The sequence below is a fragment of the Streptomyces sp. NPDC052910 genome (assembly GCF_055585605.1).
The window spans coordinates 80,129-93,508 of sequence record NZ_JBVJJR010000007.1 but is presented as its reverse complement, the minus strand read 5'-3'; the positions used below and the strand labels follow the sequence as shown (position 1 = coordinate 93,508).

Annotated in this window: 12 protein-coding genes and 1 pseudogene; 8 read left to right on the top strand and 5 right to left on the bottom strand. The window is 73.9% G+C overall.

Annotated elements, in window-relative coordinates; all coding sequences use genetic code 11:
- The first annotated feature begins 146 nt into the window (after positions 1 to 146).
- The 3 genes from ACZ6X9_RS24420 (at position 147) to ACZ6X9_RS24410 (ending at position 3,285) form a co-directional block, all read left to right on the top strand.
- Entirely contained in the window at positions 147 to 863 is a 717-nt protein-coding gene (locus ACZ6X9_RS24420) for a FadR/GntR family transcriptional regulator (RefSeq protein ID WP_469780138.1), read from the top strand.
- A gap of 161 nt (positions 864 to 1,024) precedes the next feature.
- Positions 1,025 to 2,287, top strand: coding sequence for a CynX/NimT family MFS transporter (locus ACZ6X9_RS24415; RefSeq protein WP_469780137.1), 1,263 nt, complete (start codon positions 1,025 to 1,027; stop codon positions 2,285 to 2,287).
- Positions 2,288 to 2,337: 50 nt separating this feature from the next.
- Entirely contained in the window at positions 2,338 to 3,285 is a 948-nt protein-coding gene (locus tag ACZ6X9_RS24410; RefSeq protein WP_469780136.1) for an aminoglycoside phosphotransferase family protein, read from the top strand.
- A gap of 221 nt (positions 3,286 to 3,506) precedes the next feature.
- Here the strand turns inward: ACZ6X9_RS24410 and ACZ6X9_RS24405 are convergent, their stop codons facing one another.
- From ACZ6X9_RS24405 to ACZ6X9_RS24390, 4 genes are read right to left on the bottom strand one after another with little or no spacing between them, the layout of a single operon-like run.
- Positions 3,507 to 4,226, bottom strand: coding sequence for an ABC transporter permease subunit (locus ACZ6X9_RS24405; RefSeq protein WP_469780356.1), 720 nt, complete (start codon positions 4,224 to 4,226; stop codon positions 3,507 to 3,509).
- Between the two features lie 34 nt (positions 4,227 to 4,260).
- On the bottom strand, positions 4,261 to 5,172 hold the full coding sequence (locus ACZ6X9_RS24400) for an ABC transporter ATP-binding protein (protein WP_469780135.1): 912 nt from the start codon (positions 5,170 to 5,172) through the stop codon (positions 4,261 to 4,263).
- Positions 5,169 to 6,068 (bottom strand): ABC transporter permease subunit, encoded by a 900-nt coding sequence (locus tag ACZ6X9_RS24395; protein ID WP_469780134.1) that lies wholly within the window; start codon positions 6,066 to 6,068, stop codon positions 5,169 to 5,171. The genes ACZ6X9_RS24400 and ACZ6X9_RS24395 overlap by 4 nt, the downstream gene beginning before the upstream one ends.
- Complete coding sequence (locus ACZ6X9_RS24390) at positions 6,058 to 7,080, bottom strand: ABC transporter ATP-binding protein (RefSeq protein WP_469780355.1); 1,023 nt, start codon at positions 7,078 to 7,080, stop codon at positions 6,058 to 6,060. Before ACZ6X9_RS24390 ends, ACZ6X9_RS24395 begins: the two co-directional genes overlap by 11 nt.
- Positions 7,081 to 7,194: 114 nt before the next feature.
- On the opposite strand from ACZ6X9_RS24390, the pseudogene ACZ6X9_RS24385 reads away from it, so the two are divergent.
- The 5 genes and pseudogenes from ACZ6X9_RS24385 to ACZ6X9_RS24365 all read left to right on the top strand — a co-directional run.
- Positions 7,195 to 7,704: pseudogene (locus tag ACZ6X9_RS24385) on the top strand (MarR family transcriptional regulator); the annotation flags it as partial.
- Positions 7,705 to 7,806: 102 nt separating this feature from the next.
- Complete coding sequence (locus ACZ6X9_RS24380) at positions 7,807 to 8,688, top strand: M24 family metallopeptidase (protein WP_469780133.1); 882 nt, start codon at positions 7,807 to 7,809, stop codon at positions 8,686 to 8,688.
- Entirely contained in the window at positions 8,685 to 10,493 is a 1,809-nt protein-coding gene (locus tag ACZ6X9_RS24375; RefSeq protein WP_469780132.1) for an SDR family oxidoreductase, read from the top strand. Before ACZ6X9_RS24380 ends, ACZ6X9_RS24375 begins: the two co-directional genes overlap by 4 nt.
- Before the next feature lie 239 nt (positions 10,494 to 10,732).
- Positions 10,733 to 11,638, top strand: a complete 906-nt coding sequence (locus ACZ6X9_RS24370; RefSeq protein WP_469780131.1) for a metal-dependent hydrolase — start codon at positions 10,733 to 10,735, stop codon at positions 11,636 to 11,638.
- Positions 11,639 to 11,729: 91 nt separating this feature from the next.
- Complete coding sequence (locus ACZ6X9_RS24365; RefSeq protein ID WP_469780130.1) at positions 11,730 to 12,740, top strand: MerR family transcriptional regulator; 1,011 nt, start codon at positions 11,730 to 11,732, stop codon at positions 12,738 to 12,740.
- Between the two features lie 54 nt (positions 12,741 to 12,794).
- Here ACZ6X9_RS24365 and pspAB read toward each other — a convergent pair whose 3' ends face one another.
- Positions 12,795 to 13,379, bottom strand: coding sequence for a PspA-associated protein PspAB (gene pspAB / locus ACZ6X9_RS24360; protein WP_469780129.1), 585 nt, complete (start codon positions 13,377 to 13,379; stop codon positions 12,795 to 12,797).
- Position 13,380 lies beyond the last annotated feature (1 nt).

Genomic DNA, 13,380 nt, shown 5'->3' with positions numbered 1-13,380 from the left:
CTGACGGCTCCGCCGCTCGTCCCCAAACGCCGGATGGGCTGAAAGCGCCCGTTCAGGCACAATTCGGTCCGTCCGGCGAGGTTGTAGGATGACTGGGCAACCGGGCGACAGCCCGACGAAGCGGCACCCGGAGGACCGACCCCCACATGGCACTACAGGCAGCAGGACGCCAGTCCCTCGTCGACACCGTCGTGGAGCAACTGCGCGCACAGGTCGCCGCCGGCGAGTGGCCGGTCGGGGAGCGGATCCCCACCGAGCACGCCCTCGCCGAGCAGCTCCGGGTCGGCCGTAACACCGTCCGCGAGGCCGTCCGCGTCCTGGTGCACGCCGGAATGCTGCGTTCCAGGCAGGGCGAGGGGACCTTCGTCGTCTCCACCGCCGACCCGGCCGAGATCATGCGCGGGGTGCGGCGCGCCGGCGTACGCGACGTCCTGGAGCTGCGGATCGCGCTGGAGGCCGAGGCCGCCCGGCTCGCGGCCGTCCGCCACGAACCCGCGGACCTGGCCCGGATGCGCGCCGCGCTGGACGCCCAGGCGGCGCTGGAGGACGCCGACGGGCAGCCGGACTCCGGCAGCGTGGAGCTGTACGCCCACCACGACATCGAGTTCCACAAGGCCGTCGTGGAGGCGGCGCACAACACCGCGCTGACCGCCACCTACACCTGGTTCAGCAGCTCCGTGCGCGAAGCGCTGCTCACGGCGCTCGACGACCGGGACATGCCGCGCATCATCCACGGCGACCACCACGCCGTCATGGAGGCCATCGCCTCCGGCGACCCCGACGCGGCCGTGCGCGCCACGCGGGCCCTCCTCGAACGTCCGAAGCAGGCGGTCGAGGCGCTGCTGGCCGACCAGCGGCGGTGACGGCGGGGCACGGACCGCCACGGCGTGCCGCCCGGCCCGTCGCCGCGCCCGCCGCCGTGTCCGGTGCCGTGTCCGCCGCCGTGTCCGGTGCGACGCCCGTCGCGGTGTCCGTCGCGGTGTCCGTCCCCACCACCCCCGAGCTCCACCCGAAAGGCACACACATGTCCGAATCGAGGCCCCAGACACCCCTCATAGCCGCCGAGGAACCCCCCGCGGCGGCCCCCGCCCCCACCGCCGTCCGCCGTCTGCGGGCCCACCCCGCGCTGGTGCTCGTGGGGATCGTCCTCGCCTCGCTGAACATGCGGGCGGCCCTGGCCGGCGTCTCGCCGATGGTCGGCGAGATCAACGACCACTTCGGGCTGAACGCGACCGCGAGCAGCCTGGTCACGACCATTCCGCTGGTCTTCATGGGTCTCGGTTCGATCGCCGCGCCGCGGCTGGCCCGGCGGTTCGGCACCGAGTCGGTGCTGTGCGCCGCGCTCGTCCTGCTCTGCGTCGGCATCCTGGTCCGCGTCGCGCCTCCGGTCGTGGCGCTGTTCGTGGGCGGCGCGCTGGTCGGCACCGCCATCGCGTTCCTCAACGTCCTGATGCCCGGCCTGATCAAGCGGGACTTCCCGGACCGGGCCGCGAGCATGACCGCCCTCTACTCGACGGCGATGATCCTCGGCGCCACCGTCTCGGCCGCCTGTGCGGTCCCGCTGGAGGACGCCCTCGGCGGCTGGCGGGGTTCGCTCGCCTCCTGGGCGCTGCTCGCCGCCCTCGCCGTCCTGGTGTGGATCCCGCAGGCGCTGATCTCCCGGCGCGGCGGCCACCACCCCGCCGCCCCCGCGGCCGGCCGGCCCGCTCCCGAGGGTCCGAACCTGCTGCGCTCGGGCCTGGCCTGGCAGGTCACCCTGCTCATGGGCACCCAGTCGCTGATCGCCTACGTGTGCATCGCCTGGATGCCGACCGTCTTCACCGACCACGGCATGGCGAAGAGCGAGGCGGGCCTCGTCTACGCCTTCTACACGCTGGTGCAGATGGCCGGTTCGTTCGCCGTGCCCGTCCTCGCCGGGCGGCTGCGCGACCAGCGGCTGCTGGCCGTCGGCGTCGTCCTGCTGCTGGCCGGCGGCGCGACCGGGCTGCTGCTCGCGCCCGTCGCGGGCGCCTGGGCGTGGGCGACGATGATGGGGGTCGCGCAGGGCGGCACCCTGGGGCTGGCGCTGACCCTGATGGTGCTGCGCAGCCGCGACGCGCACACCGCCGCCCGGCTCTCCGGCATGGCGCAGACCTGGGGCTACCTGCTCGCGTCCGTCGGCCCGTTCGCCGTCGGCGCGGTGCACCAGGCCACCGATGGCTGGGAGTTGCCGATCTGCGTTCTGCTCGCCGCCTGTCTGGCCCTGGTGTTCCTGGGTCTCGGCGCCGGGCGCGATCGGAAGATCTGAGACGTTAGGGGTGGGTGAGACACCGTCCACGCCATGAGGAGCGCGCCACCGTGCCCAGCCCGTCGCCCCTGATCACCGTCCCGCCGAAACTCGCCGAACACCACGAGGAACACAACCCCGAGCACGCCGCCGAGTGGATCGCGGGGCTGCCCGACCTGGCGGCCGGCTTCCTGGACCGCTGGAACCTGCGGCCCGACGGGGAGCCGGCCCACGGCTACGTCGCGCTCGTCCTGCCCGTCCTGCGGGAGGACGGCACCCCGGCGGCGCTCAAGCTCCAGCCGGTCGACGAGGAACGGGCCGGCGAGCCGCCGGCGCTCCGCGCCTGGAACGGCGCCGGCGCGGTCCGGCTCCTCGAACACGACCCCGCCACGGCCACCATGCTGCTCGAACGCCTCGACGCCACCCGGTCGTTGGACGACGAGCCGGACGCCGAGTCCGCCCTGCTGACCCTGGCGGGCCTGCTGGCCCGACTGCACACGGCCCCCGCCCCGGACGGCCTGCGGCACCTGGGAGACGTGGTCCGCGAGATGCTCACCGACGTACCGGGGGCCCTGCCGGCCCTGGAGGACGCCGACGACCGCCGCCGGCTCGCCGACTGCGCCGCGGCGGTCCGGGAAGTGGCCGACGAACCCGGCGACCGGCTGCTCCACTGGGACCTGCACTACGAGAACGTCCTCGCCCCGCTGCCCGACGCCGTCGCCGACCGCGGGCCCTGGCTGGCCATCGATCCGGTACCGCTCGTCGGCGACCCCTGCTTCGACCTGATGCCGGCGTTCGACAACCGCTGGGACGATCTCGTCGCCACCGGTGACGTGGAGCGGGCCGTACGGCGGCGGTTCGACCTGATGACCGACGTGCTGAGCCTGGACCGGGGACGGGCGGCGCGGTGGACGATGGCCCGGGCGCTGCAGAACTCCCTGTGGACGGTCGAGGACGGGGGCTCCCGACTGGAGGAGGAGCAGGTGACGGTGGTGCGGGCGGTGAGCCGGTACCTCTGACACCCGGCCCGGGTGTGCCCGGCCGCAGGGCCGCCACGAGTGATCGTGACGGCCGGCTGTCACCGAGCAGCCGACAGCCCCGGCCTTCCGGGGAGGACGGGGATGGGCCTGGGCGGATCCCCCGGGGGAGCCAGTGGCGGGCGCGGGGGAAGAGCCCGTCGGCGGCCCCTCCCCCTGGGCCCCGGCAGCCCGCCGGGGCCCAGGGGGAGGGGCCGGGCCCCCTACTCCTCCCCCGCCAGCGTCAGCTTCCGCAGCTTCTCGCCCGCGTACCACGTGGCAGCCACCGTGACGCCCACCAGCAGTACCAGCGCCACCGGCAGCCCCACGTCCGACGACACGGCGCCCGGTGCGGCGATCCGCTCGGCCAGGGACAGGGCCCACTGCTGGACGCTGAGCGTCCGTGCGCCCGGGACCAGGCTGCCGAACAGCGACTCCCAGATCAGCGCGTACACCAGGCCCGCGACCACGGCGTGCCGGGTGACCGTCCCCAACAGCAGGAAGAGAGCGCTGTAAGCCACCGAAGCGACAGCCGCGGCGACCGCGTACGCGAGGGCGATGCGCTGGCTGTTGCCGTTGAGCAGCAGTCCGGCGATCAGTGTCGGGACGGCCGAGAAGACGGCGGTGACGCCGGTCGCGACGAGGAGTTTGGTGAAGATGATCGTGGGGCGCTTGACCGGCTTGGCGAGGAGGTAGACGACCGAGCCGTCGTCGATCTCCGGGCCGATGGCGCCCGTCCCGGCGATGACGCCGATCAGCGGGACCATGGTGGCGAGGGCGAAGCCGCCCAGGACCTTGGTCGCCGTGTCGTCGTCGGCGCCGGTCAGCAGGCGGACGGCCGCCGAGATGATCAGCAGCAGGGCGGGCAGGGTGAAGAGGACGGCGGCCCGGCGGCGGCCGAGGAGCCCCCGGTAGGTGAGCCGGGCGACGGTCGGGTGGTAGATCCGGTGCGTGGTTCCCATGGTGTGGCGCCTCCCTTCAGGCCGCGACGAGGTAAGAGAAGACCGATTCCAGGGACTCGTCGGAGGGCGAGACCGTGAGGAGGCGGATGCCGTGGGCGCGGGCCACGGCCGGGAGCAGGGTGGTGAACCGGCCGAAGTCCACGGCCTGGACGCGCAACGCGCCCTCCTGGATGTCCACTTCGATGCCGGACGTCGACGGGTCGGCGATGAGCGCGGCGGCGAGGGCCCGGTCGTCGCTGGAGCGGACGAGGTAGCGGTGCGGCCGGTTGGTCATCAGCCGGCGGATCTTGCGGAAGTCACCCGACGCGGCGTGCCGTCCGGCCACCACGACCTCGATGTGCGCCGCGAGCTGCTCGACTTCCTCCAGGATGTGCGAGGAGAACAGCACCGAGCGCCCCTCGGCCCCCATCCGCCGCAGCAGATCCATGAGTTGCATGCGCTGCCGGGGGTCCATGCCGTTGAACGGTTCGTCGAGGAGCAGCACGGACGGGTCGTGGACGAGGGCGGACGCCATCTTGACGCGCTGCCGCATGCCCTTGCTGTACGTGGAGATCTTCCGGTCCTGGGCGTACTCCATCTCGACCGTGGCGAGCGCTCGGCGGGCCGCCGCGTCGGGCAGTCCGTGGAGCTCGGCGTTGGCGCGGACGAACTCCAGCCCGGTGAGGAAGTCGTACATCGCCTCGCGCTCGGGGACGACGCCGATGTGCCGGTAGATCTCCTCGTTGCCCCAGATGACCGTTCCGTCGAGGGTGACCGTGCCGGTGGAGGGGGCCAGGAAGCCGCCCATCATGTTGATGAGCGTGGACTTCCCGGCGCCGTTGGGGCCCAGCAGGCCGGTGACGCCGGGGCCGATGGTCATGGAGACGTCGTTGACGGCCACCACGTTGCCGAACCAGCGGGAGACGTTGTCGATATGGATGGTGGTCACAGGCCCGCCTTCCGGTAGCGGCGCATCAGGACGGCGTACGAGCCGGCGATCAGCGCCAGGACGGCGAGCAGGTAGACGACTCCCGCGCCGGTGCCCGGGCCGTGCCCGCCGGGGAAGCTGGAGGTGGCGCCGAGGAACGCCGTCTGTACGCCGTCCACCAGTGTGACCGGCGAGAACAGGCCCAGCCAGGCGATGACCCCGGTGTTGTCCTGGGTGTAGGCGATGCCCTGGACGGTGCTCACGGCACCGTACGAGATGGTCATGACGGCGATCACGGCGGCGACGCCGAAGCCGCGGCGCGGGGTGAGGGCCGCGACGACCAGGCCGAGACCGGCGAAGAGGAGGGACAACAGGGCCACGGAGACCAGTCCTTGGGCGAAGGCTTTCGTCTGGGCGGCGAAGCCGAGCTTCGCGAGCAGGGCGCCCACGTAGAGGATCAGCAGGGGCGCCGCGGTGAGCAGGAACAGCGCCGAGGCGAGCGCCGCGTACTTGGCCAGTACGTAGTCCACGCGCTCCACCGGGCGCGAGAAGTAGAGCGGGATCGTCCGGAAGCGCAGGTCCCGGGAGACCGCCTGTGGGGCCTGGGCGGCGAGGTAGAGGCCGATGACCGCCTGGAGGAGGATCGCGTACCGCGTGTACTCCACGGGCAGGTCGTTCATCTTCGTGGCGACGGCGACGGCGACGATGATCGCGGCGGGCGCGCACATCACCGCGAACAAGGTCATCGGCAGGACCTTCGACTTGGCCGAGCGGCCCAGCCCGTAGGCGCCGCGCAGGCTCTGCGACCAGAGCGAGCGGCGCGCGTACGCGCGGCCCAGCCGGGGGCCGGTGTACGGCCGGTAGCCGATGTTGTGGATCACGTCCTGGGCGGGCGTGGTCCTGGTCTCAGGCGGCATGGGAGGGGCCCCGTTTCTGCGTGCTTCCGTGGTTCGCGGTGCTTGCGCCCTGCACGCCCGCATCGGCACCGCCTTCGGACCGGAACACCTCGGCGATGCGGTGCCGGCGCTGTTCCATCCGCACCAGGCCCAGCCCGAGCGCGGCCACGGCGTCGCGGACGACGTCGTACGTCTCGTCCCCGGCGAGGTCGACGAGCAGCACGTGCCCGCCGCCCGCCGCCGGGTACCCGCCGGTGCCGCCGGCCGCCCGCACCGCGAGGCCGGCGGCCGTGAGGGCCGCGCCGAGGGCGCCCGTCCCGTCCGGGTGGGCGTCGGTGTCGGTGACCTCGACCGCGAGGGAGCCGGTGGCCTGGGTGAAGTCGCTGGTGGCGGAGGAGCGCAGCAGCCGGCCGCCGTCGATGACGACGACGTGGTCGCAGGTGCGCTCCAGTTCCCCGAGCAGGTGTGAGGTGACCAGCACCGAGATGCCGAAGTCGGTGTGGACCCGGCGGATCAGGGCGAGCATCTCGTCGCGGCCGACCGGGTCCAGACCGTTGGTCGGCTCGTCGAGCAGCACCAGGCGCGGGTCGTGGACCAGGGCCTGCGCGAGTTTCACCCGCTGTTTCATCCCCGTGGAGTAGCCGCCCATCGGGCGGTAGCGCTCCTCGTAGAGGCCCACGTGCCGGAGGGTGTCCGCGGTGCGCTCGCGCGCGGCGGACAGCGGCAGCCCGGACATCCGCGCCATGTGCACGACGAACTCGGTGGCCGAGACGTCGGGCGGCAGGCAGTCGTGCTCGGGCATGTAACCCACCCGCTCCCGGATGGCCGCCCCCTCGGTGGCCACGTCCAGGCCGAGCACCCGGGCGCTGCCCTCGGTGGCCGGGGAGAGCCCCAGCAGGATCTTGATCAGCGTCGACTTGCCGGCTCCGTTGGCACCGACCAGGCCGGTCACGCCCGGGGTGATGTCGACGGAGAGCCGGTCGAGCGCGGTCACCTTGGGGTACCGCTTGCTGAGGCTTTCGGTGGCGATCACTGTCACGTCATCGACGGTAGTGGCGCGGACCACAACCGGCGTCCGTCTCGATGACGGCTTCCGCGTACTCCTCGGGTCTGACCGACCCGTAGGGGATGGGCCGGAAGTACGGCACGAGGAGCCGCCGCGCGAGCAACCGCTACCGGCCGCGGGCGGTGCACCGTCCTCGTGCAGTCCGGCACGCCCCGGATGACGGCGCGGGTGATGGCCTGCCTCTGCCTCGGCGACACGGGCAGACTCACCGCGTCCGACCTGGTCCGGCGCCTCCGGGTGAGCCCGGCGTCCGTTTCCGAGGCGGTCGCGTTCCCGGAGGGGCAGGGCATGGTCCGCCGGGAGCGCGACGAACGCCGCCGCGAGCGGTACGTCGTCGACGACGACGTCTGGTACCAGTCCATGCCGGCCGGCGCCCGCGGCACCGTCCAGGTCGCCGAGACCGCGCGGCAGGGCGTCACCGTCCTCGGCCGGGGCACTCCGGCCGCCACCCGCCCGGAGAACATCGCGCGTTTCCTCGACTTCGTCAGCGAGAGCATCGTCCGGGCCGCCGAGCAGGCCCGCGAAGTCCTGCACACGAGGCCCGCGACGGCCCCGGACGGCACCACCGGAGAGGCGCCCGGCCCCGCGTAGGCGGCGGGCGACGGACCCCGTCCGTCACACCCCTTGACGCAGCCGCCGAAGATTGTCACATTCATCGGTGTCAACTTCCGCACCGGCAGGGACGGTTGCGTCATGAAGAACGCCACGTCACCGCACGTCACCGAGGCCCTGGCCGGATACCGGGAGGTGCAGCGCCTCGCCTACGCCTGCGCCGAGGCCGTCGCCGCGCAGCTCGTCCCCGGGATGACGGAGCGCGACGCCGCCCGACTGCAACGGGAGTGGCTGCGGCGGCGCGGGGTGCGCGACTGGTTCCATCTGCCTTTCGCCTGGTTCGGCGACCGGACGGCCTTCACCGGCTTCCGGGTGCCCACGCAGTTCTTCCCCTCGGGGCGGCGGCTGGCGCCCGGGATGCCGTTCGTCCTGGATCTGGCGCCGGTGTACCGGGGGTTCACCGCCGACGTCGGCTACTCGGGCTGCCTCGGCCCGGACCCGCTGCACACCAGGATGCTCGACGACCTGCTCGCCCACCGCGACCTCGTCCTGCGCGGCGTCCGCGAGCGCCGCCCGCTGCGCACGGTCTACGAGGACGTCGACCGGCTCATGATGCGCCAGGGCTACGCGAACCGGCACCGCGCCTACCCCTTCGGGGTGATCGCCCACAAGGTCGGCCGGGTACGGGACCGGCGCCGGTCGCCGCGGGTGCTCGGTTTCGGCACCCAGGCGCTGAAGGGGCTGGCCTCCGACGCGCTGCGCGGGCACCGGGAGGGCTGGTCGCCGCTGTGGAGCCCGTACCGCTTCTCCGACCACCCGCCCACGCCCGGTCTGTGGGCGGTCGAGCCACACCTCGGCTTCCGCGGTACGGGTGTGAAGTTCGAGGAACTGCTGGTGGTCACCGACTCGCGGGACCCGGAGGAGAGCGCGTTCTGGCTGGACGACGACCTGCCGCACGTACGGCGGGCCGTGAGGCATGAGGGACGACAGGGACACCGCGGACAGGAGGGAACCGGACAATGAACGCCTTCGGCACGGAGCTCGAGGGGGCGCGCGAGCGCCGGGTGCGGTCGGGCGGGGTCGAGCTGTGCGTCGCCGAGCTGGGCGACGCCGCCGACCCCACCGTCGTCCTGGTGCACGGCTACCCCGACAGCAAGGAGGTCTGGGCACCGGTCGCCCAGCGCTTGAAGGAACGTTTCCACGTGGTGCTGTACGACGTGCGCGGCTGCGGCCGGTCGACCGCGCCGAGCCCGCTGCGCGGCGGCTTCACGCTGGAGAAGCTGACCGACGACTTCCTCGCGGTCGCGGACGCCGTGAGCCCGGACGCCCCGGTGCACCTGGTCGGGCACGACTGGGGGTCCGTGCAGGGGTGGGCGTTCACCACGGTCCGCCGTACCGAGGGCCGCGTCGCCTCCTTCACCTCCGTCTCCGGGCCCTCGCTCGACCACTTCGGTCACTGGATCAAGGAGCGTGCGGCCCGGCCGACCCCGCGCCGGGCCGCCCAGTTGCTCGGGCAGGGCGCCCGCTCCTGGTACGTGTACGCGCTGCACACACCGCTGCTGCCGGAGGCCGCCTGGCGCGGGCCGCTCGGGAAGCGGTGGCCGGACGTCCTGGAGCGGTCCGAGAAGGTGCCGAAGGGCCCGTACCCCACCGCGTCCCTGCCGGACGACGCCGCCCACGGCGCCTGGCTCTACCGCGACAACGTCCGGGAGCGGATGCGCAGGCCGCGCCCCGACGCCTACGCGCACGCCCCCGTGCAGCTCATCACACCGACCGGCGACGCGTTCCTCTCCGAGCACCTCTACGACGGCCTGGAGCGCTGGGCTCCCGGCCTGGTGCGGCGCACCGTACGCGCCGGACACTGGGTCCCGCGCACCCGGCCGGGCCAACTGGCCGACTGGATCACGGATTTCGTCACCCGGCGGACGGATTCCCCCGCGCACGCCCCGGTACGGCGCGTACCGGCGGGCGGCAGGGCGCGCGCGGAACGCTACGAGCGGTACGCGCGCCGCTTCGCAGGGCGGCTCGTGCTGGTGACCGGTGCCGCGAGCGGAATCGGCCGGGCCACCGCCTTCGCCTTCGCCGAGGCGGGCGCGCGGATCGCCGCGGTGGACCGCGACGCGGAGGGCGCCGCGCGCACGGCCGAGCTCGCCCGGCTCCTCGGGGCGCCCGAGGCGTGGGCCGAGTGCGTCGACGTCTCCGACGAGGGGGCCATGGAGAAGTTGGCCGTCCGTACCGCCGAGCGCCACGGGGTCGTGGACGTCCTGGTCAACAACGCGGGCGTCGGCGTGGCCGGGCCGTTCCTCGACACCCCGCCGGAGGCCTGGCGGAAGACCCTGGACGTCAACCTGTGGGGCGTGCTGCACGGCTGCCGCCTCTTCGGCCGCCAGATGGCCGAGCGCGGCGAGGGCGGCCACATCGTCAACACCGCCTCCGCCGCCGCCTTCCAGCCCTCGCGCACGCTGTCCGCCTACAGCACCTCCAAGGCCGCGGTGCTGATGCTCTCGGAGTGCCTGCGGGCCGAGCTCGGGGACCGGGACATCGGCGTCACCGCCGTCTGCCCCGGCATCGTCGCCACGGGCATCACGTCCGCCACCCTCTTCACCGGCGTCCCGGAGGAGGAGCAGCGCCGGATGCGGGACCGTGCCACCCGGCTGTACGGGCGGCGCAACTACCCGCCGGAGCGGGTCGCCGACGCGATCCTGCGGGCCGTCCACGACGACCTGCCCGTCGTCCCCGTCACCCCCGAGGCGCACGGCCTCCGCTTCCTCGCCCGCTTCGCCCCGAAGCTGCGGCAGGCCGTGGCCCGCGCCGAACCCCGGCTCTGACGGCGTCCCCGGCTCTGACGGCGTCCCCGGCTCTGACGGCGTCCCCGGCTCTGACGGCGTCCCCGGCTCTGACGGCGTCCCGGGCTCTCAGGGTGTCCCGGCCCAGGCGGTGTACCGGCCCCGGCGGTGTACCGGCCGCGCGGTGGGCCGGTGCGCCGCCCGCACGACCGCGGTCACCGCACCGCCGCGAAAGACCACGGCCGCCCCCGCTCGGCCGGCCCCTCGAAGGAGGACCCCGCATGACCACCGACCACCACCACCCCATCACCCCCCGGCGCGTCTCCTTCGACTGGCGGGAGACGCCGCTGCACTGGATCCCCGACGAGCCGACGGCCACCCACGTCATCAACGTCCTGCACCTGCTGCTGCCCGCCGGGGAGCGGTGGTTCGTCAAGGTCTTCAAGGAGGCCCTGCCGCTGGTCCGGGACCCCGGACTGCTGAAGGACGTCAAGGGGTTCATGGGCCAGGAGGCCACCCACAGCGTCCAGCACTCGCACGTCCTCGACCACCTCGCCCACCAGAAGCTGGACACCGGCCCGTACACCGGACAGGTCGACTTCCTCTTCGACGTACTGCTCGGCGAACGGCCGCCGTTCGGGCTGCCGCTCTCCGACCTGGAGTGGCTGCGGTTCCGGCTGTCGGTGATAGCGGCGGTGGAGCAGTTCACGGCCGTCCTCGGCGACTGGGTGCTCCGGGCCGACGCCCTCGACGCCGCCCGGCCCGACCCGGTCATGCTCGACCTGCTGCGCTGGCACGGCGCCGAGGAGGTCGAACACCGGTCGGTGGCCTTCGACATGTACCAGCACTGCGGCGGCGACGAGCCCGGCCGCTACGCCCGGCGCGTCCTCGGCATGGCGGTCACCGCGCCCGTCCTGACGTACCTGTGGGGGCGCGGTGCCGCCTACCTGATCCGGCACGACCCCCGGCTCGCCAAGCGGCTCCGCTACACGCTGCGGCACCACAAGCGGGCGGTGGAGAAGGGGCTGCTGCCCACCTGGCGCGAGCTGGGGTCGGCCATCCCGCGCTACCTCCGGCGCACGTACCACCCGTCCCAGGAGGGGTCGTTGAGCAGAGCCGTCGCCTACCTCGCGGCCTCCCCCGCCGCCACCGGCGGACGGGCCCCGGGCGGGGCCGTCGCGTCGTGAGGGGCGCCGTGGACCGCGCGATGTCACAGGGGCGGGGACAGGGACAGGGGCAGCGGCGGGGGCGGGAACGGTGTCGGTGAGGAGTACCCCCGTGAACGAACGGCCGGCGTACCGGATCGAGGACCTGGCCCACCTCAGCGGCGCCACGGTCCGCACGATCCGCGCCTACGTGGACCGGGGCCTCCTCCCCAAGCCCGAGCGGCGCGGCCGGGCGAACGTCTACGGCGAAGCACACCTGTTCCGGCTGCGACGGATCGGCGGGCTCCTGGAGCGCGGCTACACGCTCGCCAGCATCAAGGAACTGCTCGACGCCTGGGACGCCGGGCGGGGGCTCGGCGGGATCCTCGGCCTCGTCGCCGAGGTGGACGGCCCGTGGTCGGACGAGCGGACCGCCCGGGTCACCCGTGCCGAGCTGGTCGAACGGTTCGGGGGCGTCCCGGACGACGCCGCCGTCGAGGACGCCGTGGAACTGGGCGTCCTCGAACCGGTGCCGGGCTCCCCCGACACCTTTCTGGTGCCCAGCCCGCAGGAGCTGGCCGTCGCCGCGGAAGTACACGCCGCCGGCGTCCCCCTGCCGGCCATCCTCGCCCATCTGCGGGAGGTGCGCGTCCAGGTCGAACGCCTCGCCGGCCGCTTCGTCGACTTCACCACCGAGCACGTCTTCCGGCCCTGTCTCGACCACCCGCCGACCGAGGAGGAGGCGGACCGGGCAGCCGCGCTGGTCCGGCGGCTGCGGCCGCTCGCCCAGCAGACCGTGGACGCCGAACTCGCGCGCGCCATGCGGCTGCTGGCCGTCCGCAACCTGCGGCGGCACCTGGAGGAGACCGATCACCGCACGCCCGGGCCACGGCTCGCTCCCGCGCCCGTGCCCGCTCCCGCCCCCGCACCCGTGCCGCCCGTGCCCGCTCCCGCCTCCGCGGACGAGCCACGGGTGGCCGTCGAGCTGCCCGCCGCCACGGTGGACGCCGTCCGGGACCTGGTCGGCCCGGACGGCGTCGGCGCGTTCCTCGCCGCGGCGGCCGAGCGGGAGGTACGGGCGCGGGTCATGGACGGTCTGGCCGGCCGGCACCGCCGGGGCGGAGCACCGGAGCGCGCGCCGTAGGGCGGTCGTGGGCCGGGCGCCACAGCCGGTCGCGGGCCGGGCGCGGCGGGCCGGTCACAGGCCCGGCGCGCCCCACACGGGGAACCAGCGGCTCAGGTCGTCCTCGATCCGCAGGTCGTCGGCCAGCAATCCGCGTACCTGGAGCTCCAGTTCGTGGTCGCGCCGTTCGCGGGCGCCCTCGACGGGCGCGAAGGGGTAGAACGTGCCGCGCTTGTAGAGGTAGACGAGGGCGAGCGGGCGGCCGCGCCGGTCCCGGAAGCCCATCAGGGAGCAGAGCAGTTGCGGCCCGAACCCGGCGTCCTGGAGCAGGGTGTTGACCGCGTGCAGGTCGTTGACGAGGGCCGGGGTGTCGTCCGGGGGCTGCTGGGCGAGCAGCCAGGTGTACCCGTAGGGGTCGCGCCGGAACTCGACGGGCGTCCCGCCGCGCGCGGTGTCCGCGTCGAGCAGCCGCCGGACGTCCTCCCGCAGCCCGTCGAACGTCCCGCCCTCCACGCTGGCGAAGCAGACCGAGCCGAGGCCGGTCGGTTCCAGTCCGGCCCCGGCCCGGAGCGTCAGGGCGGCGGACGGCAGGGCGAAGAGGCGGTCGAGGTCGGGGCGGACCGGTCTGGTGCGCCCCAGGATGACGTCCAGGAAACCCATG